We start from the raw sequence: 22,364 nt of genomic DNA, 5'->3' as shown, positions 1-22,364 counted from the left end.
ATTTAGATATTTATGTCCTTGCTTCTTTCATTACATTATTTAATTGTAATATCTCCATTATCAGTATAACTCTCAATCACATGCTTACCGTTACCTACTTTTTCACCATTAAAAGCTTTATTCTTAATTTTTGTTTTGCCTGATTCGGCTTGTAATTGTAGCAAAGTGTTTTTAGGTGGTTGTTCATAAGAAATTGAAATGTTCCCATCTTCTGTTGATGATTTAATATCACATTCATTTTTCAGCTGGCTAATATTTATATCACCTAAGGATGTAATCATTTCACTATTAATGAGACTACTCTTATTGATTCGTATATTACCCGTTTCAATTTCCCCATTAAATTCTGTGAGTTTAGAATTTTTAACTTTAACACTTCCTAAACTCGTGATAGCTTTAGCATGTTTTAAATTAACATTATCATAAGATATGTTTCCGGTATCGGTAATCATATTACTATTGTTACTGCTCACATCTTTAATGGAGATATTTCCAGTATTCGTAGAAATATTAAACGATTGATAATTTTTCTCTGGTAATGTAATGACTAAATGGTTAATCGTTTTTCTATATGGAATAAAATTAGCATTGAACTGATATTTACTATCACGTTCTGTAAAATGAAGTAAATTATTTTCAATACTAGCATTTACTTCTTGCTTACCGGTGTATTTGATTCCTAAATATTTCCCCTTTTTCACTTCAACATTTGTATTTTGTCCGTTGACAATGATTTGCTCTACTTGATTATTTTTAAAAACTTTCTCATACGTTTCTTGCTTCTCGAATTTATTATTAACTGTGAACCAAAGTATTGTCCCAATTAAGCCAAATATTAAGAAGACGCTTAAACCTGTTAAAAATAACTTTTTCATTATTCAGCACGCCTCCTAATGACTTTTACACACCATTTTAAATATTTCAAAATTCCTTTATAGCATAGTTCTATTAATTTCAATCCGGTTATAAGCAACATTAATCCTAAACCTAAAAATGATATTGAAAATATAATATTCGTTATATCAATCCAATAGAACCCGTGCACAAAGATATTTATAATACTGACTATAGGTCCTAACATCATTAAAGCACCTACAACGACAACAATTAACAGTATAAAAGCAATGATTAAAAACGGTATGATAATAAAGAATATATTAAAAAAGCTTAAACCTAAAGTGGCCATAATCGCTTGAAAAACATTTTTAAAATTAGGCGATAATTCTGCATCTTGAATGGCACTTGTTGCATAAACTTTTTTAGCAATAACTTTAGGTTCACCTAATTCATGAATTAATTCTTTTTCATTGTGAGCTTCAAAAAATTTCGTTTCATATTCATACATTATTTTATCTCGTTCAACTTTAGGCAAACGAGATAATTCATCCTCAAGGTAATTAAGGAAGGTTATTTTATCCATGAAACATGCCCCTTCTATTATGATATTAACCTTACTTTCATTAATATATTACCATTCTTTTTACAAACAACATCATATTATCATCTGAAATATTTGATTTCAAGTTATATCAGTATGCTATACTAATTCCAATATACAAATAAGGGGGTATTTGGAATGGAAAGATTAATCAAACCAAGCAAACTTTCTAAAGGTGACACTGTAGCAATTGTTTCGCCTTCATCAGGTTATGCAGGTGAAGAAGAAGTGCTTTGGAGAACAGAAGTTGGTATTCAGCGATTAAAGGAAGTATTCGGCTTAAAGGTAAAAGTTATGCCTCATGCACTTAAAGGATCAGACTTCACATATAATCATCCAGAAAAACGTGTAGATGATTTACATCAAGCACTTGAAGATCCAGAAGTAAAAGCCATTATTTGTACTTTAGGCGGTGATGATTCTGTAAGGTTATGGCCATACATAGACTTAAATATTATAAGAAATAATCCTAAAATATTTAGTGGTTATTCTGATACTACTGCCCTTCACTTTATGTTTTATCAAGCTGGTATCTCAAGTTTCTATGGCCCGCTACTTTTAACTGATTTTGCTGAAAATGTTTCTATGGATGATTACACGGTTCAATCTATTAATCAAACTTGGTTCCAAAATGGGCCTGTTGGTAATGTGCCTGCTTCACCACAAATCCGAAAATACGGTTTAAAGTGGGACGAGAAAAATAAGCATATTAATCGAGAATCATTTGATAGCAACGGATATGAAATTTTAAATGGTAAAGGTAAAGCAACAGGACATTTAATTGGTGGCTGCATGGAGCTGTTTCATTCATTAAAAGCTACGGATGTATTCCCTGATAAAGATGTCTTCGAAGGTGCAATATTGTTCATCGAAACTGCTGAAGTACATGCATCACCATGGTTAATGGAAGACTATGTCCGAGCATTCGGTTCAATGGGTATCTTTGACAAAATAAATGGCGTAATTATCGGTCGTCCACAAGATGATGTTTATTATGAAGAATACAAAGAAGTTTGGGTTAAAATGTTAAAAGAATGGAACCAAGAAGATATGCCGGTCTTTTATAACGCAAGTTTCGGTCATAACGAACCAAAATGCATTATACCTTATGGCGCACAAGCAGAATTAGATGTTGATCATAAAACATTTAAAATAATTGATAACGCTGTTAATTAAATATTTCTTCAAGTTTAGTTCTTTGCGAATTATTTCAGAATTGTTATAATATTGAGTATATAAAAGGGGGATTTATGACTATGACTAAGTTAGTTACATATTATGAACAGGCGCAACCAATTAAAGAATACGTTAACGAAATGACAACAAATAAAGATCAATTATTAGATATATATCAATCTTTTCAATTACCTAAAAATGATGAACGTTTAGATAAAATTAAAGATAAAAATTACAAAGTACTTGTCATTACTGAAGATTGGTGCGGAGATGCAATGATGAATATACCAGTATTATTAAACATTGCTGACTATGCCAATATTGAAGTGAAAGTGTTTCACCGAGATGAAGATACAAACCTTATCGATCAGTACTTAACAAACGGTACAGCTCGATCAATACCTATTTTTGTTTTTTTAAATGAAAACCACGAACAAGAACACGTTTGGGGACCTAGAGCTATAAGTGTTCAAAAACATGTAGAAATATTACGTAAAGACTTACCTAGTAAAGATGATTCAACATACGCTGAAAAAGAAAAAGAAGTTCATCATCAAATACACGAAGCATACCAAAACAACACACAATTTTGGGACGATGTTTACGAATCAATCGTAAGTTCAATCGCATAAACTATTTGAGGCTGAGACATAAATGTCCAAAACTATAATGATTTTGTAAAGTGCATGCTTGCCTAGGGGTATGGCTCGAGCCTGTAGTCTCTCACTCATACTATTCCCCCGGGCGTCAGCACTTTACAAAATCAGCAATATAAAAACACCCAATCCGAAAATAATTCCAACGGATTGGGTGTTTTATTTTAAGTTAGGATTTATGTCCTAAACTCAAATATTATATTAGCTATATATGTATACTACCCTATTACTCATAGTAACATCTCTCACCATCCCCATGGATCGATGAGTTTATTTTACTTTATTTTTATAAAACTTAAAAATCTATGTTACTAAAGTTAACACGTAAAAATCTGCAAGTGAAAAGCGCTCGTCCGGGAATTAACGAGCGCTTTTCGGGGAAGGGTTATTAATTAAGGAAACATGTATTTTTATAAAGCCGGGAAACCTTATAAAAATAGCTTGAATCATTATATGATCCATTTCAACGTTACAATTACAGATAACTATCTAAACACGTTCTACACAAAGTCATTTACAATCATGAAAAACATATACGAAATAGTTTTGAGGAATTGAATGTATTGTGCTTCGTGATGTGTTATCTATGACTAAAGTATATCAGCACTGTAGGATTTTTTGTGTATTCCTTCTTAACTCAAATGTTTAATTTCTTAAGTGTATTTATAACCAGTTATTTTAACAGTTAGGAATGCCTAACTGTTAAAGACATTGTTGAATTCAACTTTGTATTATTGCTAGAACGGTGTTTTTCAACGAACTAGAAATACTATTTGCTCATACCCCTAGGCAAGCATGTACTTTACTAAATCAGCAATATAAAAATCACCCAATCCAAAAGTGTATCTCACGGATTGGGTGATTTATTTTGAGAAAGAGAATGATATCCCAGATTCTCTTTCATTATTCTTTCCTTTTATACAAACAAACTAATGAATAGTATGAAAATGATACCTGATACTGAAATAACTGTTTCTAATAGTGTCCATGATAAGAATGTTTCTTTCATTGTTAAGCCAAAATATTCTTTAAACATCCAGAAACCAGCATCGTTTACGTGAGATGCAATAACACTACCTGCACCTGTTGCTAAAACAACTAAAGCAAGGTTAACATCTGATGCTTCTAATAGAGGCATTACAATACCTACAGTTGAAATAGCAGCAACAGTTGCAGAACCAAGTGCCAATCTTAATACTGCTGCAACAATCCAAGCAAGTAATATTGGTGACATTGCTGTTCCCGTAAATAATTCTTCTACAGTTTTACCTACACCACCATCTATTAAGATTTGTTTGAAGGCACCGCCACCACCAATGATCAATAACATCATACCAATTGGATAAATAGCGTTTGTTAACGTGTCCATTACCTCTGTAATTTTATGTCCTCTTTTAACACCCATTGAATAGATGGCAAACAAGACTGAAATTAACATTGCCGTACCCGCTTCACCTAAGAAACTAATAAATCCTAAAATGCCTGATGGATTCTCTGGTGAACCTGTTAATAAATCTACAACAGTTGAAATAAGCATGATAAATACTGGTAATAAAGCTGTTAATGCTGAAATTGCAAAACCAGGTGTATCTTCTATTTTAAATGATTTTTGTTTTCCTAGAGAAGCTAAATCTCCTGATTTCGAAAATGCTTCTGGGATAACTTTCCTAGCGAATTTAGTAAAGATTGGACCAGCAATAATTGTAACGGGTATCGCTACAATAAACCCGAATAATAGTACTTGACCAATGTCTGCTCCATATTCTTTAGCAATCATTACCGGACCTGGATGTGGTGGTAAAAAGCCATGTGTGACTGATAATGCTGCTGTCATAGGAATACCTAAGAATAATGTAGATACTTTTGATTCTTTAGCTATTGTAAATACGATTGGAATTAATAAGACTAATCCTACTTCAAAGAATAAAGCGATACCGATAATAAATGATGCCGTGACAACTGCCCATTGAATACGCTTTTGACCAAATTTATCAATAAGTGTGTGAGCAATTCTCGTTGCACCACCACCATCTGCTAATAACTTACCTAACATCGCCCCTAAACCAAATATTAAAGCGATATGACCAAGCGTAGATCCCATACCTGTTTCAATTGTGGCAATAACTTTACTCAATGGCATTCCTAACATAATACCTGTTACGATTGCCGTAATAATTAACGATACAAAAGTGTTAAGTTTTAACCACATAATTAAACCTAATAATAATACAATCGCTACTGCTACTATTAATAATGGTGCAATTTCTGTAAACATATTAACATCTCCTTATGAATGTGTTGCTTGAAATTCTGAAATTAAATCGTATTCTTCAGTTAATTTACGACTTAAATTGATATAAATTGGTATAAGTGATTGATAAATATCAACATTTTCTTGATTTGGTTCGTGTTGATACGTTTTACCTACCATATCATTTAATACTTCAAAATCTTCTATTTCCCCTAATGCTTTTAACCCTAATACACAAGCACCTAAGCAAGAACTTTCATAACTTTCAGGTACTTCAACTGAAGTATCAAAAATATCTGCCATCATCTGTCTCCAGACTTCACTTTTAGCAAATCCCCCAGTCGCCTTAATTTGTTCTGGTGATTTATCCATCACTTCAACTAAAGCAAGGTATACTGTATATAAGTTAAGAAGAACGCCTTCTAATGCTGCACGAATCATATGTTCTTTTTTATGAGATAACGTTAAACCGAAATAACTACCTCTCGCATTTGCATTCCATAATGGTGCACGTTCCCCGGCTAGATAAGGATGGAATATTAAGCCGTTAGCACCAGGTTTAACTCTGCTCGCAATTTTAGTTAATACGTCATAAGAATCCACACCTAAACGTTTAGCCGTTTCTACTTCACTTGCTAACAACTCATCTCTTAACCATCTTAAGACAACTCCGCCGTTATTGACCGGTCCGCCGATACAATAATGATCTTCCGTTAATACGTAACAAAATATTCTACCTTTATCATCTGTCTTTGGTTTGTCGATAATTGTTCTAATCGCACCACTTGTACCGATTGTTACGGCAACTTCACCTTCTCGATAACTATTTACGCCTAGGTTGGAAAGGACACCATCAGAAGCACCTATAACGATTGGTGTATTTTCACTTATGCCCATAAAATCTGCATATTTTTTGTTAATATTTTTCATAATATGCGTAGTAGATACGAGATTAGGTAATTTAGATTCATCAATACCAAGTAAAGACATGACTTCTTTATCCCAACTTAATGATTCTAAATTCATCATACCTGTTGCAGAACCTATAGAATGATCCATCACGTACTCTTCAAATAACTGATAGAATACATAAGATTTAATATCAATCCATTTTTTAGTTTGGTTGTATATATCTTCATGCTCATGTTTTAACCAATAAATTTTTGATAGTGGTGACATCGGATGTATAGGTGTACCGGTTCTTTTATAAATTTCTATACCATTATGTTGCTCATTAATCATATCTGCATATTCTCTTGCTCTATTATCAGCCCATGTTATACATTCCGTTAAAGGTTGATTGTCTTTATCCATAGCGATTAAACTGTGCATTGCGCTACTAAAACTTAACAATTTAATATCTTTTGCCTCTGCACCCGTTTCTCTAATAACTTTTTTTACTGTAAATAGCACTGCATCAAAAATCTCTGCTGGATTCTCTTCAGCAACTCCAATTTCAGGTGTAGACATTGGATATTCTATACTATGTTTATTTAAAAAGTTTCCTGCTTCATCATATATAACAGCTTTAGTACTCGTCGTACCGATATCTATACCAATCATGTATTTCATTATAAAATCCTACTTTCTTTCTATATTTGTTTGTGAATTCCATAGCACATCTATTTGTTCATCTACATCATCAAAGTTTAAGTGGAAAGCTTCTTTCATCTTATTTCTATCTTTCGTTTCTATAGCTTCAATATAGACTTGATGATTATGAATAACTCTTTCGAAATCTTCTGGTTCATTCTGCATTCTTTGTCTCATCGATACTAGAATTAAACATTCCATCACTGGCGTTAAGTTGTACCATATTATTTCAATATATTGATGATTAATTGCTGTAATCATCGATTCATGAAATTGTAAATCTAATCTTGTAAATTCATCCGCATCTTTAAATTCAACTGCTACTGTCATCATTTTCAAGATTTTATTGAGTTGTTTAATAACTTCGATATTATTTTCTAGTTGCAGTCTTTCAAAGACGAATGACTCTAGCATCAATCTTATATCGTATATTTCTGTTTGATTTGTATTTGATAAACCAGTGACGATAGCTCCCATTCTCTCAAGAGAAATGAGTCCATCTTGTTGAAGTAATTTAAGTGCATCTCTAACTGGCGATCGACTGACTTCAAACTGTTGAGCAATTTTGTTTTCGCTTAATTTTTCACCTTCTGCTATTTCTTTACTTATAATAGCTAACCTCAGTTCACTCGCCACTTGCTCTCCTGTTGAACGATGTTTTAACCAGTCACTTGGATAATGATAATGATGCTTCATAAAATACCTCCAAACCTTCCGTATACTTGTATACAAGTTATTGTAAACGTTTTCTGAAGTTTTGTAAACGGTTTCTGTTAAATTTTTTATAAAAAAACACACTAACGCTTTGTTAGTGTGTCATGCTCATACTATTCTATAGATAATCTATTTAGAACTACTTCCCCTAATGCTTTACTTGCTGTTAATAAAGCATCTTCATTAACGATAAATTTAGGGCTATGGTTATAAAAAGCTTCATCAACACCATAGGGTTTGCAACCTATAAAGAAAAATGTTCCTGGAATTTTTTCCAAATAGCTCGCAAAGTCTTCAGAACTCGTAAGTTGCTCATGTTCTTTTAATGATTCAAAATAATCTCCTTGACTTGTTGCTAAAATATCAACTAAATAATCAGTTTGCTTATAGTGATTGATTAAAGGAATGCAATCTAATTCATAGTTAAACTCACATTTAATATTAAATGTTTCTTCTAATCCTTCTATTAACTGCACGATTTCATCATGTATTTGATGACCGATGCGACTTTCCATATATCTTACATCACCAGCTAATTCAACACTCTCTTGAATAACATTTAAAGATCCTAAACCATTAAACGAACTAATTGTAACGACACCCATATCAAACGGATTTAATCTTCTAGAAACGACAGTTTGTACATTCGTTACAAAAGTACTTGCAGCCATGATCGCATCATTCGCTAAATGTGGACTAGAACCATGTCCACCTTTACCTATTACTTTTAAATGGAATAATGAACGTCCTCCCATAGTAGGACCTTTTCTATATGAAATGACGTCTGGCGTGTAGTCTGGAAATAAGTGTATGCCATAAATTTCATCAACATCATTTAAGTATCCCGAATTTAACATATCAATTGCTCCGCCTGGTGCTAATTCTTCAGCGTGCTGATGTATAATCACTACTTTTCCTGGCAAATGATCCTTTAACTCTATTAAACTCTCGGCAAGCACCATTAAATAAGCAGTATGTGCATCGTGACCACATGCATGCATCCATCCATCATGCTTAGAGGAAAATGATAAACCGGTATCTTCACTAATATTTAAAGCATCGAAATCTGCTCTAAGCGCAATTGTTCTACCTGGTAGGCTTCCTTCTATTTCTACAATTAATCCATAATTACCACCAATACGTTTATGTATGACAACATCTTTGTCATTATAAAAAGATTCAATATATTGAGACGTTTTCGCTTCATTAAATGATGGCTCTGGATATTGATGTAAATATTTATAATGATTAATCATATCCTGTTCTTTTTGTTCTAATTTTTTAAATAATAAACTACGTAACATATATTCACCCCAATTTCATAAAAAGTAACTACTACACAACGTAGCAGTTACTTTTTATCTTGTTCGTTTTTAGTTTTGTCTGGATGCTCATCTACTTTATCTTCTTTTTCAAATTTAGCTAAAATTGCTGTAAGGAAAAATCCTAATCCTGCACCAATCATTAATGATTGAGGTGTACCTTCGAAAAAGAAACTCCCGATAATACACAGTATCCCAATTATAATATAATATTTAACAAATTTTTTACCCAAAAAATATCCCTCATTCATATATCTAATATGTTAAATTTAACATAGAAATGAGGGATAAACCATTATATATTCTTATTTCTTATAATGAAATGATTAATAGCTGTAAAAATAGCTATACAAGCAATTGAAATCCAAATTTGAGATGCCTTCATTGATAACAAACCTTGGTTTAAAATTTTCGGTAAGAAATCTAATGGGTTATATTGCATCATTTTCGCTAAATCTTCACCTATTTCTGGAATAAATATAAATGCATCAAATATAGTAGGCAAGAAAATAATACATAGTATCGTTGCCGTATAAACAATTGCTGACTTACCAGTCAATAAATTTAATATATTTAATAACGTCACATAAAATAGCATGATTAAAATGAATTCACCGAACATTTTTAGAAAATCAGAAGCACTTAAATTTCCTGCACCAATTATAGAAGTAGATAACAATATAAGGAGCGTTCCCAAAATAGTAAATATCACTACGATACCAATCGCAGATATCAACTTAGCATATAAATACTTTATTCTATTTGTTCTTGAATTTAAAAACAATTGAATCGTACCGTATTGCATGTCACGTACAATTGTTCTTATAGCGAACATAAGCATTACGAGCCCACCAAATACGAAGAACATTACCATAACAACTTCAGCAGTAAAAGGTCCATCCAATGTTTTAACTGAAAGAATGATACCTAGACCAGGAAGTATTGAAATTAAAAAACCTAAATATCCTAAAGGACTTCTAAATATTCTAGTTAAGTCATATTTCACAAGTTGTCCAATATTCATTATGCTTCAACTCCTTTATTGATATTAAAGTATTGATCTCTAAGCGTTGTTTTATTATTTTTAATAAACTTAGGATAAACTTGTTTTTCGTTAAGATGTTTTAGTACATTCTGATAATCTTGCAATGCCTCTACAGAAATGACGCCTTCTTGCTTATTGCTCGTTACGACTTTATAGTTCATTGTTAACACATTAAGTGCTTCATTATAGTCTTTATGATCAAATGTAAACTTCGTCACATCTGTTGACTCATCTTTCATATTGTAATCTTCAACAATAGAGCCATCTTTCATAAATACTGTTCTATCACATATGAGCTCGATATCTTCTAATTTATGACTCGATATTAAGACTTTAATATTTAATTCTTTACTCACGCGTTCCAAAGTTTTTAAGACGTCAATCGAACCGTCTGGATCCATACCATTCGTTGGTTCATCTAAGATTAAATACTGTGGTTTATTCATTAAAGCAACTGCTATAGATAACTTTTGTTTCATACCCATTGAATACTTTTTAACTTTTTTATGAATATACGGCTTAATGCCAAACGATTCTATTAGTTGATTAATATATTGATCATCTACTTGCGTACCTAAAACATTTCTAAAAAAGTTTAAATTATAATAACCCGTTTTATTCAAATATAGTTTAGGGTTTTCTATTAAATAGCCAACTTTAGCATTACTTTCTTTTTTAAAAGAACCATCATATTTTACGATATTCTCATTCATAATTTTCATTAATGTTGTTTTACCAACTCCATTTTTACCGATTAAACCAACAATTTGGCTTTCACCAAATTCAAAATCGATATTTTTTAATACGTGTTGTTTTCCGTAATGTTTCTGTATTTGATTTAATTCCATAATGCTTCACCTCTTTTTTAAATTGTAATCGTATTTTTTTGAGCTTTTCTAATTGCTATTACATAAGCCACTATAAACAAAATAATAGAGAAACTTAAATAAATCGCCATATCATGTTTTGCAAATACTGTTGTATGAATTGAGAACCAACTCAATACATAATCGATATATTGAACTAAATTTGGAATAATAGCACCTACTATAATCATCCAAAATATAAGTGGAATTCTCAGCAATCTTTTATATTCTCCAAATGGTAATATCAAACTAATCGTTAACAAATTACTTGCGATATTAAAAGACATACCATAAACATCATACGTTAGTTCTATTCCGCTTCCTTTAAATAATAAAGCGATTGCCGATAATAGTCCTAGCGCAATTTGTATTAATAAAATTAATATTAATGCCGTTAAATAATGTGTGTTGATCACCGTTGACTGTTTTACAGGTAAACTTAAAAATGTATACTCTGAATGATTCTTATTAATCCTTATAAAAAGATAATAAGATGAAACTAAGAAAACAATATGAAGGGTCAATACTAACATACTTAAAATAGCGATTTTAAAAAAGTTCTCCATTGGCAGTACAATTAACACCGATGACATTAAAATAATGACTAATAATGTATATAAGTATGGTTTTAATAAAATTAAGTTTCGATATAATATTGCTTTCATGATATACCTCCATAAATCGTGACATTGTCTTGCTTCGCTTTATGGATAGCTTTGTTGAACTGAATAATCCAAGTAATCACAGCAAACGTGAATAATATTGATGGTGTGAAATATAAAAATATTTTCCAACCTAAAACGTCTGAAAATGGATATGAACGATTCGAATAAACACCAAAATATAACATTGTAAACATGCCGTACATAGCTATTAATATCCATGCGCCTAATTGATTATTATTAATATGAGTAACCACTGGATATACAATGCTTAATGTAAACAGATTAGTAGCTACAATAAATATCGCAGCTTGTAAAAATATTGTATCGTGTTTAAATATTGCTATAATAATGATCATTATAAAGGAAATGACCGTCAGCATTAAATTGTATAAATAATGTGCTTTTACGATGTCGATTTTAGAAACTGGCAAACTATTATAAAAAATTTGGCTGCTTTGTTTATTTAATAATATTGCTTGATTAATACAGTGAACTGAAACAATTGCAACAAAATATATAGGAACAAAATTTAAAATTGCAGCACTTTCATATGAAATTGTAAAATTAGCAAAGGTTGTCAATATAAAACACGTTAAATATAATAAGTAGTATCCTTTTTCATACTGAAAATTCCGATAAAAAATTGCTTTCATTTAAACCACTTCCTTGTCGAATTGGTCTTTTTCAATCCTCACCATGATATCTTCAATAGAAGGTGTTTCGACAACAATTTCATTTCCAAATAATTCAACAAATACTGAGCTTTCTTTCGTTAATCCTGAAAAGCCAGTTTTCGTTTCTTTTACACTTATTAACAATTCCCTTAATTCATCATCTAGTATAGATTGGTCACCTTTAACAATTTTATAATTTTCCGTTAGATATTCTACACTTTCATTAATAACGATTGAACCGTTTTTTAAGTAAACAATATAATCAGCAATTTTTTCTAAATCTGAAATAATATGTGTTGAGAAAAAGATTGTTTTTTCTTCATTAATTAATTCTTTTTGTAAAATTTCTAGAACTTCATTTCTAACTACTGGATCTAATCCTGACGTTGGTTCGTCTAATATATACAGTTCTGCATGATGACTTAATGCAATAGCTAAAGAAAGTTTCATCTTCATTCCTGTAGAAAATTGTTTAATCTTTTGTTTATAAGATAATTGAAATTGATGAATGTAATTTTTAAATTTTTCATGATCCCAATTTTTATAATATTTACTTACGACTGATTCTATTGTTTTGATGTTCCAATTTTCATACATATATAGTTCGGAGTAGACAAAACCAATTTTGTTTTTAATTTCAACTGGATTAGCTGCTAAATGTTCTCCGAGTATTTTTAAATCGCCACTTTGTTCTTTAAGTAAGCCCATTAGAATGCGAATTGTCGTAGTCTTACCAGAACCATTAGCACCTATAAAGCCCGTAACATAACCTTTTTTTACTTCGAAACTAACATCTTCTAGGTTTAGATTTTTAGTACGATACTTTAAATTTTTAACGTCTATTGCATTATCCATTTTATTCACCTTCCTCATAAATCAAAGTAATGATTTCATTTATTTCTTTAGCATCCATTCCTATCAATTTAGCTTGTTTAGTTAACTCTTTAGCTAAATCTTCAATAACGATGAACTGCTTTTCTTTCATAATAGATGGATCTTGTGATTTAACAAACGTCCCTTTTCCTCTAATCGTTGTGACGAATTGTTCTTGTTCTAAATCAACATAAGCTCGTTTAGTCGTAATTAAACTTACCCCTAAATCGCTTGCTAGCTCTCTCATGGAAGGCAATGAAGCACCAGGTTCTATCTTACCTTGAAGGATATGAGCTTTAATTTGTTCTTTAATTTGCTCATATATTGGCCGATTGCTATTATTTTGTAAAAGAATCTTCATGTTAAACCTCCCTCTTTCAATGTGTGTATAAACAGTATATACACTATATACACAGTTGTCAATAAACCAATTAAAATACCCATTTAACATTGATATAACAATGTTTGTAAACATAAAAAAATAGAGTGTATATAACGTTATGTTATATACACTCTATTTTAATGATTATTTTAAGTCTTTAATTGCATCTGCAATCGATTCAAATACATGTTCGATATCTCTTTTTTCAATACAACTAAATGCAATACGGATATCTGTTTTGTTTAAAGCAATAATGCCAATACTATATTTATTAATTAAATGTAATCTCAATTCTTCTGGATCTACATCGTTTACTTTTATAGCCATAAAGTAACCTGAATTAAATGCGTAAGGTGTCCATAGTTCTTTATACTCATCACGATATGCAACTTCTTTCGTTACTTCATATCTCTCTTTCAAAATATTAATATTTTGATCTACTTGTGATTGGAATGAAGGATCTTCCATTGCATGAATAATCGCAGTTTGGCTAGGTAATGAACAACTAGATAAATTACTTCTAATTAATCCTTTTAATTTAGCTACTAAGACATCTTTCACTGTCTCGTTCTTGCTTCCAAATGTTAAAAATCCTACGCGGAATCCCCAAGCAAAATACTCTTTAGTCGCGCCATCAATTTTAACTGGCATAACATGGTCATGGTCTAGCTCTGTTAATGCTGTAAACACAGATTGTTTATAAACATCTTCAAAGAACAATCCATAATAAGCATCATCTACTAAAGTGATAACTTGTGTGCCTTTGTCAGCTAAATTTTTAATCGCTTCAACCATTTCCTCTACTTCTTCAACAACTGGTGTATAACCTGTTGGATTATTAGGGAAATTCAATACTAATACGACTTTTTCTTTATTATAATTCTCTAGCGCACGTTTGAAATATTCTAATGTAAAGCTTCCATCTTCTTTAAAAGCTTGATAAGTTTCTATGTTAGCACTGTGTCTTACACCGAATGCTAATTTATAGTTACCCCAATTATGTTCAGGTAACAAAATTGTATCTTGCGCATCCACAAATAAGTCTCCAGCTAATGATAAACCATGTGTCAAAGCATTCGTTACAACTGGTTTAGAAATATTATGAGCACTCAAATCCGGATTATCATTTAAAATTTTCTTTTCCCAAAGCGTACGTAAACGCTCGTCACCTTGAGGCGGAGAGTATGGGAAAATATCACTTGGATCTTGATCTCCAAACTGGTTATATAATGCATCTGTATACATAATACCTTCATCTGTTGTAGCCATACCAATAGTAGCATTATATTTAGTGCCTTTTGCTTCCCCAGATTGTGATAAAATACCTTTTGGATAATAAATTGATTTACCTAAATCAGAAAGCATATCTAATAGTACTGGATATTCTTTTTTCAATTGTTCATTTAATTCTAAAGCTAGTGGGTTCATAGAAAGTCATCCTCTTTCATTGTTATGATACTTCTATACTAGACGAGAATTATGAAAATTAAAAGTGTGTTTACTTAATTTCATCATTTATTTTCATATAGACTCATTATTTTGGATTACAATATAAAATTGATATAATAAAATTTAAGAAAAGGAGTATATATTATGTCTACAATTACAAAAGCACTAGTAGGATTAGCTATAGCCTCTTTAATAATCGGCTTAGGTCTCCAAATTAGTGGTCAACCCGGTATTCAATTTACTTTAGCCTCAATTTTATTTTTAATTGCAGCCTTTATAAATCGTAACAGTGACCGTAAAAAAGCAAATAAAAAGAAATAAGCTGAAATCGAATATATTCGATTTCAGCTTATTTTATTAATATTTCACTTTATTGCGTTTACGTTTTATTGTTTAGGTATTTTCCAATAATCATCTTTATTTTCTTTATCTAATACTTTTTTAAATCTTTCTGATTGATATGCTTCTTTAATATCTTTTACCCATTGCTCATCTTTATTCTCAACATTCACGACTACTTGTAGGTATAAGTCATCTACTAAATCTTCTTTTAATAATCCTTTAGATGGATCTACTTTTGAAGCATAAACAATTGAACCTGGTATTACCGCATAATCTACTTCGTCTAAAATTCTAGGTATATTTGCTAAATCCATTGTTTTTATTTTTAAGTTTTTTGGATTTTCAGAAATATCTTTTTTAGTAATTGTAATATCATCTTTATCCGCATCTAATTTAATCCAACCTGCTTTTTCTAATAATCTATATGCTCTCGCAGTATTAGAAGGATCTTGTGGTATTGCTATTGTATCTCCAGATTTAATGCTTTTAATGTCTTTGTTTTTATTTGAGAAAATTTGAGCTGGTACCGTTGGAATTTTAGTGATGTTCGTTAATTTTGCATCTCTTTCCTTATTAAAAGTATCCATGTATGCCTTATGCTGATCAACATTCACATCTACACTACCTTCTTGTAATGCAACATCAGCTTGTAATAACTCAGTGAAGTCTTTATCTTTTACCGTATATCCTTTATCTTCTAATTCAGGTTTAATCCCTTTTAAGAACAATTCACTATAAGGTCCTGGAGAAGTGGCTACAGTTATTTCTTTTTTATCTTTATCCTCATTCCCACATGCTGCTAACACAATCGATAAGACTAGCGTCAATAATAATAATATATTTTTCTTCATATTAATTTGTCCCTTCTTATTCCCGATTATTCCAATCTATTTTATAATTATAATATCACTTGAAGTTATAAAGTCAATACGGATTTAATATGTTAAAATTTCGATAGGAGTGATAAACATGACCCTATATCAAAAAGTTATACAAACAAAAGCTGGAGATATGTTAGCAATTGCTAACGAAACGCATTTATTAATGCTACATTTTATTAATAAACCTACTATTAAAGATGAGTTACAAATTGTTAAACAACAACTTAACACTGAAATTCTTTTAACTAGCAATGACATTTTAGATAACCTTGAACTAGAATTAAATAAATATTTCAACGGAAAGTTAAACTCTTTTTCAACGCCGATAATGTTCAATTTCGGTACCCCATTCCAACAAAAAGTATGGCGCGCACTATGTGAAATTCCTTATGGAGAAACAATATCTTATAAACAACTTGCTGAAAATATAGGACAACCAACTGCATTTCGTGCAGTAGCAAATGCAAATGGTAGAAACTTTCTAACCATACTTGTGCCTTGTCATAGAGTCATAGCAGCAGATGGTTCAATAGGAGGTTATTCAAGTGGTATAGAAAGAAAAGAATTACTGCTTGAAATAGAAAACAATAAAAACAACACGCAATGTATTTAACATCGCGTGTTGTTTTATTGCCTATATTATACAGCTTTAACCATATATTTATAATCGTGACCACTTAAAACTTTATCATGTGAAGGTTCAAAACCAAGCTTTTGATATAATTTCATCGCCCCTTCATTATCCACTTCACAGTTTAAAGAAACTTGATTAAAGCCTAATGATTTTGCATGATCAAAAGTATAATCTATCAATTTAGATGCAATGCCTCTCCCTCTAAATTTCGAAAATACTGCAATAGATTCAATATACAGATCGCCACTTTCCGCTTCTTGTTCAGATAAAGGTGTACCCTCTAATATGAAAGATTGATCAAATTGAATATCATGCCAATTCTTTTCAAGTTGGAGTTCATCATCACCAGCATAACAATTAATAAATCCAGCCAATTCACCTTCAACTTCAAATATATGAATATGTTTGAAATGATTTCTATAATTACCCTCAACCATACTTTGTTCAATAACTTTTAATACAGTATCTTTATCATTATTAACAACGATAGGTAATTCCATATCATGCCAAATAATATACATTAACTCACTTAACTTTTTTGCATCATGCTTTTGAGCAGGTCTAATCATACTTATTCCCCTTTATTACAAATTATGTCTATTTTATCATAAATTCATCATATATCATGAATATAAAGTGCTTCTATGTTGCTTGTTTAGTTAGTCTTGCAACATTCAGACGTTCTATGTTGCTTGTTTAACCAGTCTTGCAACATTCAGAACTTCTATGTTGCTTGTTTAGTCAGTCTTGCAACATTCAGACGTTCTATGTTGCTTGTTTAACCAGTCTTGCAACATACAACATGTACTTAAAAGAAAAAATATTATAAAAATGAATATTCTCCACGATGTTAAAATATAAAAAAATCTCCTCACTAGGCTTTAGCCTAAGAGGAGATCTTTTATTTTAAGAATGAGTTTTAATATCTCACTCTCTTTTATTTACGAATCTATTACATCATACCTGGCATTCCGCCCATGCCGCCCATATCTGGTGCTGCTGGTTCGTCTTGTGGTATTTCTGCTACTACTGCTTCAGTTGTTAAGAACATTGCTGCTACTGAAGCTGCGTTTTGTAATGCTGAACGTGTAACTTTTGTTGGATCTACAATACCTGCGTCTAACATGTTAACCCATTCGTCTGTTGCTGCATTGAATCCAATACCTTCTTCTGCACTTTTCAGTTTTTCAACGATGATTGATCCTTCTAATCCTGCATTTTCAACGATTTGACGTAATGGTGCTTCTAAAGCTTTCAACACAATATTTACACCTGTTTGTACGTCACCTTTAGCATCTACTTCTGCTACTTTATTATAAATTGATACAAGCGCAGTACCACCGCCTGCTACAATACCTTCTTCAACTGCAGCACGTGTAGAGTTTAATGCATCTTCAATTCTTAATTTACGTTCTTTTAATTCTGTTTCTGTTGCTGCACCGACTTTAATCACTGCAACGCCGCCTGCTAATTTAGCTAAACGTTCTTGTAATTTAGTACGATCGAATTCTGAAGTTGTTTCTTCGATTTGTACTTTAATTTGACCAACACGCGCATCAATATTAACTGAGTCGCCTTGTCCTTCAACAATTGTTGTATCGTCTTTAGTAACTTGAACTTTACCTGCTTCACCAAGCATATCTAATGATGCTTCTTTTAAGTCTAAACCTAAATCATCAGTAATAACTTGTCCGCCTGTTAAAATTGCTAAGTCATCTAACATTGCTTTACGACGATCACCAAATCCTGGTGCTTTAACAGCTACTGCAGTAAATGTTCCGCGTAATCTATTTAATACTAAGTTCGTTAACGCATCGCCATCTACATCGTCAGCAACGATTAAAATTGGTCTGTTTGTTTGTAATATTTTTTCTAAAATAGGTAAAATATCTTGGAATGATGATATTTTTTTATCTGTTATTAAAATGTAAGGATTTTCTAATTCAGCTGTCATTTTATCTGAATCTGTAACCATGTACGGAGAAGTGTATCCTCTATCAAATTGCATACCTTCTACGACTTCTAATTCAGTGCTGAATCCTTTTGATTCTTCAATTGTAATAACACCGTCGTTACCTACTTTTTCCATAGCTTCTGAAATAAATTTACCAATTTCTTCGTCAGCTGCAGAGATAGATCCGACTTGTGCAATTTCTTCTTTTTTCTCGACAGGTTGTGAAATTCGTTGTAATTCTTCTAAAGCTACTTTAACCGCTTTATCGATACCTTCACGAATACCGACTGGGTTAGCACCACTTGTTACGTTTTTTAATCCTTCTTGAATCATAGCTTGAGCTAATACCGTTGCTGTTGTAGTACCATCTCCTGCAACATCATTTGTTTGATTTGCTACTTCTGCTACTAACTTAGCTCCCATATTCTCATATGCATCTTCTAATTCAATTTCTTTAGCAATCGTTACACCATCATTAGTAATTAATGGTGAAGTGAATTTTTTATCTAAAACGACATTACGGCCTTTTGGTCCTAATGTTACTTTAACTGCATTAGCTAATTTATCTACACCTGCAAGCATTGATCTACGTGCATCTTCTGAAAATTTTAATTCTTTAGCCATTTATAAATACCTCCATAATATATCATCAACAAATCTAAATTTATTGTTCAATTACTGCTAAAATATCATCTTCTGAAAGGATAATATATGTCTCTTTATCACGTTTAACTTCTGTTCCTGCATATTGTTGATATACAACTTGATCTCCTACAGCAACATCTACAGAAAGTCTTGTACCGTCTTCTAAACGCTTACCTGGTCCAACAGCTACAACTTTACCTTCGTTTGACTGTTCTTTAGCAGAATCTGTTAACACAATCCCGCTAGCTGTAGTTTGTTCTTTTTCTGTTTTCTCGATAATAATTCTATCTCCCAATGGTTTTAACATTTATAAAATCCTCCTTGGCGCTATTAATATTAGCACTCTTTATACTTAAGTGCTAACCACAATTTTATAATAATCAAATTTGGTCAAAATTACAAGTAATATAACTTAAATTTTTCTCTTTTTATGCTAAATAAGGTACAATATGTACATGTTTATTTTTGGAGGAATTGAAAATGCAATTTAATCGATTAACCGTTAATATTGCTACACTACTACTATTTGGCGTTGTACAAACGATTGCAATTATACCAAATAGTTTATATGCCGATTCTGATTTATCTAAAATCACAAGATTAGAAATCAGTTTAACTTGGATGGCAACAACGGCAATCATTTCTGTTTTATTATTATGGTACATGAACTCAAATATTAAAAATCCAACACGTCTTGAAAAGCAAACTAAAGAACCTTGGGTATATGTCATTTTTTGGTGTATAGCCGGAATTTTTCTAGCAATGTTTGGTCAAGTTATCGCTGCACTTGTGAATACTTATATTCTTAATCAGCCTATGGAAAGTGGTAATACACAAAACCTCATGAAAATAGCACAAGAATCACATATACTCATTATTTATATAGTGTTAGCTGGACCTATTCTTGAGGAATTAATATTCCGTAAATTAATTTTTGGTGAAATATACAATATGGTTAAGGCACCTAAATGGTTAAGTTTCATCATCGCAGTGTTAGTTAGTTCGTTTGTCTTTTCATTAGCACATTCAGATCCTGCACATACTTTAATATATGTCGTTATGGGAACTGTGTTTAGTGGACTATATGTATTAACTAAGAGAATCATCGTACCTATGATCGCACATATGGGTATGAATGGCATTGTAGTTTTAGGACAAATCGTGTTTAAAGATCAATTAAATGAGCAAATAGAAAAGCAGTCTCAAATTTCTCATCTCATTTATCATACAATTATCCACATGTATTCTTAAAATTTATAACAGTATTCAAACAGATTGGGGATGTAAAGACCCATTCTCAAAATTAAAAATCTCTTCATTAGGTTATCGCCTAGTGAAGAGATTTTTTATATTTTTGAATCTATCGATATTTAATATTGTTTAACTCCCCATAGCACTTCTTCGCATTTTTTAATGATATACTTTAACACTTCAATTCTTGCTGATTTTTTATTGTCGGCTGGTACGATTAACCATGGCGCATAATCAGTGTTTGTTTTTTCAATCATATCATGACTTGCTTCTATATATAAATCCCACTTTTCACGATTACGCCAATCTTCATCGGTAATTTTCCATTGTTTTTCAGGTAATTCTTCTCTTTCTTTAAATCTTCTTAATTGTTCATCTTTATCTAAAGTTAAAAAGAACTTTAATATAATTGCCCCTTCGTCCGTCCACATTTTTTCAAACTGATTAATTTCTTGATAAGCACGTTGCCATTCGTCTTTCGTTGCAAATCCTTCTACTCTTTCAACTAACACTCTGCCATACCAACTTCTATCAAAAATTTCGATATGTCCGCTTCTTGGCATATCTTTCGCAAATCTCCATAAATAATGATGATTAAGTTCAACATCTGTTGGTGCACTAATTGCATTTACTTCATAACCCGTCGGATCTAATTTTTCTCTGACTCTTTTTATATTGCCACCTTTACCAGCTGCATCCATACCTTCATAAACTAATATTAAAGGAATCTTTCTTTCATACAATGCAAATTGCAGTTCTTTTAATCTATCTTGTAAGTCACCTACTAATGATTTATAAGTTTTTTTATTTATATTCTCAATAGATTGATGGAGTAATTCAGAATTAAAATGATCAGTAAAAGCACCATCAATGACTTTGTTTTTCTTTTTATGTAATTTAATGGCTTCTTTCAAACGTGTTCTAATATGTTTGTACATTAAATTTATAGCTTCATCTTTCTCAGTATAATCAATAATTTTCCATTCATCTTTAGGTGCTTCTTTTAAGATTTTATGCATTTCTTTATGATACACATCATCTTGAATAGCACTTTCGTATTCTTGTACTTTCCAGCTTGTTAACGGATTATCTTTCATTTCTCTTAAATGTTCTCTTCTTTTTTTATCACTAATTTCAATATAAAACTTAATAATTTCATATCCATCATCTTTAATCATAGATTCAAAATCTTGTATTTGTCGTTTCAAATCATGATATTTGTTATATATAGAATGTTTTATTTTGTTTTCTTGATATTCTATAAAGTAAGCGTACCAACTTCTAAAGTAAATATTGATATCACCTTTTGATGGTAAACTATTCCAATATTTCTGCAAAAATTGATATCTAAGATCATCTTCTGAAGGTGATTTCGTCGGTATAAAATGTGTGTATTTAGCATCAAGCGTTAATAAAAGTTCGTTAGATAGCCTCGTCTTACCTGATGCAGGAACACCTTCAAATACAATCATAATGGGAATTCCTAGTTCTTTCGTTTCTCTTGTTAATGCTGCTACTTCTAAAGATAATTGCTCATTATTTTTAGTCATAAA

The 22,364-nt window shown here is 31.3% G+C and carries 24 protein-coding genes; 5 read left to right on the top strand and 19 right to left on the bottom strand.

Annotation, left to right across the window (positions count from 1 at the left end; translation table 11 throughout):
* Positions 1-35: 35 nt before the first annotated feature.
* Both PYW35_RS03980 and PYW35_RS03975 read right to left on the bottom strand, forming a co-directional pair.
* Entirely contained in the window at positions 36-875 is an 840-nt protein-coding gene (locus tag PYW35_RS03980; RefSeq protein ID WP_016913175.1) for a DUF4097 family beta strand repeat-containing protein, read from the bottom strand.
* Positions 875-1,420 (bottom strand): HAAS signaling domain-containing protein, encoded by a 546-nt coding sequence (locus tag PYW35_RS03975; RefSeq protein WP_016913176.1) that lies wholly within the window; start codon positions 1,418-1,420, stop codon positions 875-877. The genes PYW35_RS03980 and PYW35_RS03975 overlap by 1 nt, the downstream gene beginning before the upstream one ends.
* Positions 1,421-1,576: 156 nt before the next feature.
* Here PYW35_RS03975 and PYW35_RS03970 point away from each other — a divergent pair, with 156 nt between their 5' ends.
* Together PYW35_RS03970 and PYW35_RS03965 are read left to right on the top strand one after the other, a co-directional pair.
* On the top strand, positions 1,577-2,614 hold the full coding sequence (locus PYW35_RS03970) for a S66 family peptidase (protein ID WP_103322739.1): 1,038 nt from the start codon (positions 1,577-1,579) through the stop codon (positions 2,612-2,614).
* 80 nt (positions 2,615-2,694) lie between these two features.
* Positions 2,695-3,246 carry a thioredoxin family protein gene (locus tag PYW35_RS03965; protein ID WP_103322738.1) on the top strand — a complete coding sequence of 184 codons (552 nt, stop codon included), beginning with the start codon at positions 2,695-2,697 and terminating at the stop codon, positions 3,244-3,246.
* Between the two features lie 940 nt (positions 3,247-4,186).
* Here the strand turns inward: PYW35_RS03965 and PYW35_RS03960 are convergent.
* The 12 genes from PYW35_RS03960 to PYW35_RS03905 all read right to left on the bottom strand — a co-directional run bounded on the left by PYW35_RS03960 (position 4,187) and on the right by PYW35_RS03905 (position 15,083).
* Positions 4,187-5,545 (bottom strand): gluconate:H+ symporter, encoded by a 1,359-nt coding sequence (locus PYW35_RS03960; protein WP_103323138.1) that lies wholly within the window; start codon positions 5,543-5,545, stop codon positions 4,187-4,189.
* A 12-nt stretch (positions 5,546-5,557) separates the two neighbouring features.
* Positions 5,558-7,093, bottom strand: a complete 1,536-nt coding sequence (gene gntK, locus PYW35_RS03955; RefSeq protein WP_016912248.1) for a gluconokinase — start codon at positions 7,091-7,093, stop codon at positions 5,558-5,560.
* Between the two features lie 9 nt (positions 7,094-7,102).
* On the bottom strand, positions 7,103-7,810 hold the full coding sequence (locus tag PYW35_RS03950; protein WP_103323139.1) for a GntR family transcriptional regulator: 708 nt from the start codon (positions 7,808-7,810) through the stop codon (positions 7,103-7,105).
* Between the two features lie 131 nt (positions 7,811-7,941).
* The gene (locus PYW35_RS03945; RefSeq protein ID WP_103323140.1) at positions 7,942-9,132 is read right to left on the bottom strand and encodes an amidohydrolase; all 1,191 of its coding nucleotides are present in this window, start codon (positions 9,130-9,132) and stop codon (positions 7,942-7,944) included.
* A gap of 47 nt (positions 9,133-9,179) precedes the next feature.
* The gene (locus PYW35_RS03940; RefSeq protein WP_016912251.1) at positions 9,180-9,383 is read right to left on the bottom strand and encodes a hypothetical protein; all 204 of its coding nucleotides are present in this window, start codon (positions 9,381-9,383) and stop codon (positions 9,180-9,182) included.
* 62 nt (positions 9,384-9,445) lie between these two features.
* The gene (locus PYW35_RS03935) at positions 9,446-10,174 is read right to left on the bottom strand and encodes an ABC transporter permease subunit (protein WP_103323320.1); all 729 of its coding nucleotides are present in this window, start codon (positions 10,172-10,174) and stop codon (positions 9,446-9,448) included.
* On the bottom strand, positions 10,174-11,043 hold the full coding sequence (gene pmtC / locus PYW35_RS03930) for a phenol-soluble modulin export ABC transporter ATP-binding protein PmtC (RefSeq protein ID WP_103323321.1): 870 nt from the start codon (positions 11,041-11,043) through the stop codon (positions 10,174-10,176). The genes PYW35_RS03935 and pmtC overlap by 1 nt, the downstream gene beginning before the upstream one ends.
* Before the next feature lie 17 nt (positions 11,044-11,060).
* On the bottom strand, positions 11,061-11,726 hold the full coding sequence (gene pmtB, locus PYW35_RS03925; protein WP_103323322.1) for a phenol-soluble modulin export ABC transporter permease subunit PmtB: 666 nt from the start codon (positions 11,724-11,726) through the stop codon (positions 11,061-11,063).
* The gene (locus tag PYW35_RS03920) at positions 11,723-12,379 is read right to left on the bottom strand and encodes an ABC-2 transporter permease (RefSeq protein ID WP_103323323.1); all 657 of its coding nucleotides are present in this window, start codon (positions 12,377-12,379) and stop codon (positions 11,723-11,725) included. The genes pmtB and PYW35_RS03920 overlap by 4 nt, the downstream gene beginning before the upstream one ends.
* Positions 12,380-13,255 (bottom strand): phenol-soluble modulin export ABC transporter ATP-binding protein PmtA, encoded by an 876-nt coding sequence (pmtA, locus tag PYW35_RS03915; RefSeq protein WP_204107802.1) that lies wholly within the window; start codon positions 13,253-13,255, stop codon positions 12,380-12,382.
* 1 nt (position 13,256) lies between these two features.
* Positions 13,257-13,634 (bottom strand): PSM export ABC transporter transcriptional regulator PmtR, encoded by a 378-nt coding sequence (gene pmtR / locus PYW35_RS03910; RefSeq protein ID WP_016912257.1) that lies wholly within the window; start codon positions 13,632-13,634, stop codon positions 13,257-13,259.
* Positions 13,635-13,799: 165 nt separating this feature from the next.
* Positions 13,800-15,083: an aminotransferase class I/II-fold pyridoxal phosphate-dependent enzyme gene (locus PYW35_RS03905; protein WP_103323454.1), complete on the bottom strand. Its 1,284-nt coding sequence runs from the start codon at positions 15,081-15,083 to the stop codon at positions 13,800-13,802.
* 165 nt (positions 15,084-15,248) lie between these two features.
* On the opposite strand from PYW35_RS03905, the gene PYW35_RS03900 reads away from it, so the two are divergent.
* A complete protein-coding gene (locus tag PYW35_RS03900; RefSeq protein ID WP_016912259.1) occupies positions 15,249-15,425 on the top strand; it encodes a hypothetical protein in 177 nt (58 codons plus the stop codon).
* Positions 15,426-15,490: 65 nt separating this feature from the next.
* Here the strand turns inward: PYW35_RS03900 and PYW35_RS03895 are convergent, their stop codons facing one another.
* Entirely contained in the window at positions 15,491-16,297 is an 807-nt protein-coding gene (locus PYW35_RS03895) for a MetQ/NlpA family ABC transporter substrate-binding protein (protein WP_103323208.1), read from the bottom strand.
* A 118-nt stretch (positions 16,298-16,415) separates the two neighbouring features.
* On the opposite strand from PYW35_RS03895, the gene PYW35_RS03890 reads away from it, so the two are divergent.
* Positions 16,416-16,940 (top strand): methylated-DNA--[protein]-cysteine S-methyltransferase, encoded by a 525-nt coding sequence (locus PYW35_RS03890; protein WP_103323207.1) that lies wholly within the window; start codon positions 16,416-16,418, stop codon positions 16,938-16,940.
* Positions 16,941-16,966: 26 nt separating this feature from the next.
* Here PYW35_RS03890 and PYW35_RS03885 read toward each other — a convergent pair whose 3' ends face one another.
* The 3 genes from PYW35_RS03885 to groES all read right to left on the bottom strand — a co-directional run bounded on the left by PYW35_RS03885 (position 16,967) and on the right by groES (position 19,867).
* Positions 16,967-17,530, bottom strand: coding sequence for a GNAT family N-acetyltransferase (locus PYW35_RS03885; protein WP_103323206.1), 564 nt, complete (start codon positions 17,528-17,530; stop codon positions 16,967-16,969).
* A gap of 383 nt (positions 17,531-17,913) precedes the next feature.
* Positions 17,914-19,539: a chaperonin GroEL gene (gene groL, locus PYW35_RS03880; RefSeq protein ID WP_016912899.1), complete on the bottom strand. Its 1,626-nt coding sequence runs from the start codon at positions 19,537-19,539 to the stop codon at positions 17,914-17,916.
* Between the two features lie 40 nt (positions 19,540-19,579).
* Entirely contained in the window at positions 19,580-19,867 is a 288-nt protein-coding gene (groES, locus tag PYW35_RS03875) for a co-chaperone GroES (protein ID WP_016912898.1), read from the bottom strand.
* Between the two features lie 173 nt (positions 19,868-20,040).
* Between groES and mroQ the strand changes: the two genes are divergently transcribed.
* On the top strand, positions 20,041-20,811 hold the full coding sequence (gene mroQ / locus PYW35_RS03870; protein WP_103323205.1) for an intramembrane glutamic endopeptidase MroQ: 771 nt from the start codon (positions 20,041-20,043) through the stop codon (positions 20,809-20,811).
* A 119-nt stretch (positions 20,812-20,930) separates the two neighbouring features.
* Here the strand turns inward: mroQ and PYW35_RS03865 are convergent, their stop codons facing one another.
* On the bottom strand, positions 20,931-22,361 hold the full coding sequence (locus PYW35_RS03865; RefSeq protein WP_016912896.1) for a hypothetical protein: 1,431 nt from the start codon (positions 22,359-22,361) through the stop codon (positions 20,931-20,933).
* Positions 22,362-22,364: the final 3 nt, after the last annotated feature.

It is taken from the genome of Mammaliicoccus vitulinus (assembly GCF_029024305.1).
Lineage (GTDB): Bacteria > Bacillota > Bacilli > Staphylococcales > Staphylococcaceae > Mammaliicoccus > Mammaliicoccus vitulinus.
Note: the sequence above shows the minus strand (reverse complement) of the source record. Positions and strands in the feature narration are given on the sequence as shown.

Excerpts from the sequence above, each read along its gene's own strand:
- PYW35_RS03980 (WP_016913175.1), bottom strand. The coding sequence starts at position 875 with ATGAAAAAGTTATTTTTAACAGGTTTAAGCGTCTTCTTAATATTTGGC.
- PYW35_RS03975 (WP_016913176.1), bottom strand. The coding sequence starts at position 1,420 with ATGGATAAAATAACCTTCCTTAATTACCTTGAGGATGAATTATCTCGT.
- PYW35_RS03970 (WP_103322739.1), top strand. The coding sequence starts at position 1,577 with ATGGAAAGATTAATCAAACCAAGCAAACTTTCTAAAGGTGACACTGTA.
- PYW35_RS03965 (WP_103322738.1), top strand. The coding sequence starts at position 2,695 with ATGACTAAGTTAGTTACATATTATGAACAGGCGCAACCAATTAAAGAA.
- PYW35_RS03960 (WP_103323138.1), bottom strand. The coding sequence starts at position 5,545 with ATGTTTACAGAAATTGCACCATTATTAATAGTAGCAGTAGCGATTGTA.
- gntK (WP_016912248.1), bottom strand. The coding sequence starts at position 7,093 with ATGAAATACATGATTGGTATAGATATCGGTACGACGAGTACTAAAGCT.
- PYW35_RS03950 (WP_103323139.1), bottom strand. The coding sequence starts at position 7,810 with ATGAAGCATCATTATCATTATCCAAGTGACTGGTTAAAACATCGTTCA.
- PYW35_RS03945 (WP_103323140.1), bottom strand. The coding sequence starts at position 9,132 with ATGTTACGTAGTTTATTATTTAAAAAATTAGAACAAAAAGAACAGGAT.
- PYW35_RS03935 (WP_103323320.1), bottom strand. The coding sequence starts at position 10,174 with ATGAATATTGGACAACTTGTGAAATATGACTTAACTAGAATATTTAGA.
- pmtC (WP_103323321.1), bottom strand. The coding sequence starts at position 11,043 with ATGGAATTAAATCAAATACAGAAACATTACGGAAAACAACACGTATTA.
- pmtB (WP_103323322.1), bottom strand. The coding sequence starts at position 11,726 with ATGAAAGCAATATTATATCGAAACTTAATTTTATTAAAACCATACTTA.
- PYW35_RS03920 (WP_103323323.1), bottom strand. The coding sequence starts at position 12,379 with ATGAAAGCAATTTTTTATCGGAATTTTCAGTATGAAAAAGGATACTAC.
- pmtA (WP_204107802.1), bottom strand. The coding sequence starts at position 13,255 with ATGGATAATGCAATAGACGTTAAAAATTTAAAGTATCGTACTAAAAAT.
- pmtR (WP_016912257.1), bottom strand. The coding sequence starts at position 13,634 with ATGAAGATTCTTTTACAAAATAATAGCAATCGGCCAATATATGAGCAA.
- PYW35_RS03905 (WP_103323454.1), bottom strand. The coding sequence starts at position 15,083 with ATGAACCCACTAGCTTTAGAATTAAATGAACAATTGAAAAAAGAATAT.
- PYW35_RS03900 (WP_016912259.1), top strand. The coding sequence starts at position 15,249 with ATGTCTACAATTACAAAAGCACTAGTAGGATTAGCTATAGCCTCTTTA.
- PYW35_RS03895 (WP_103323208.1), bottom strand. The coding sequence starts at position 16,297 with ATGAAGAAAAATATATTATTATTATTGACGCTAGTCTTATCGATTGTG.
- PYW35_RS03890 (WP_103323207.1), top strand. The coding sequence starts at position 16,416 with ATGACCCTATATCAAAAAGTTATACAAACAAAAGCTGGAGATATGTTA.
- PYW35_RS03885 (WP_103323206.1), bottom strand. The coding sequence starts at position 17,530 with ATGATTAGACCTGCTCAAAAGCATGATGCAAAAAAGTTAAGTGAGTTA.
- groL (WP_016912899.1), bottom strand. The coding sequence starts at position 19,539 with ATGGCTAAAGAATTAAAATTTTCAGAAGATGCACGTAGATCAATGCTT.
- groES (WP_016912898.1), bottom strand. The coding sequence starts at position 19,867 with ATGTTAAAACCATTGGGAGATAGAATTATTATCGAGAAAACAGAAAAA.
- mroQ (WP_103323205.1), top strand. The coding sequence starts at position 20,041 with ATGCAATTTAATCGATTAACCGTTAATATTGCTACACTACTACTATTT.
- PYW35_RS03865 (WP_016912896.1), bottom strand. The coding sequence starts at position 22,361 with ATGACTAAAAATAATGAGCAATTATCTTTAGAAGTAGCAGCATTAACA.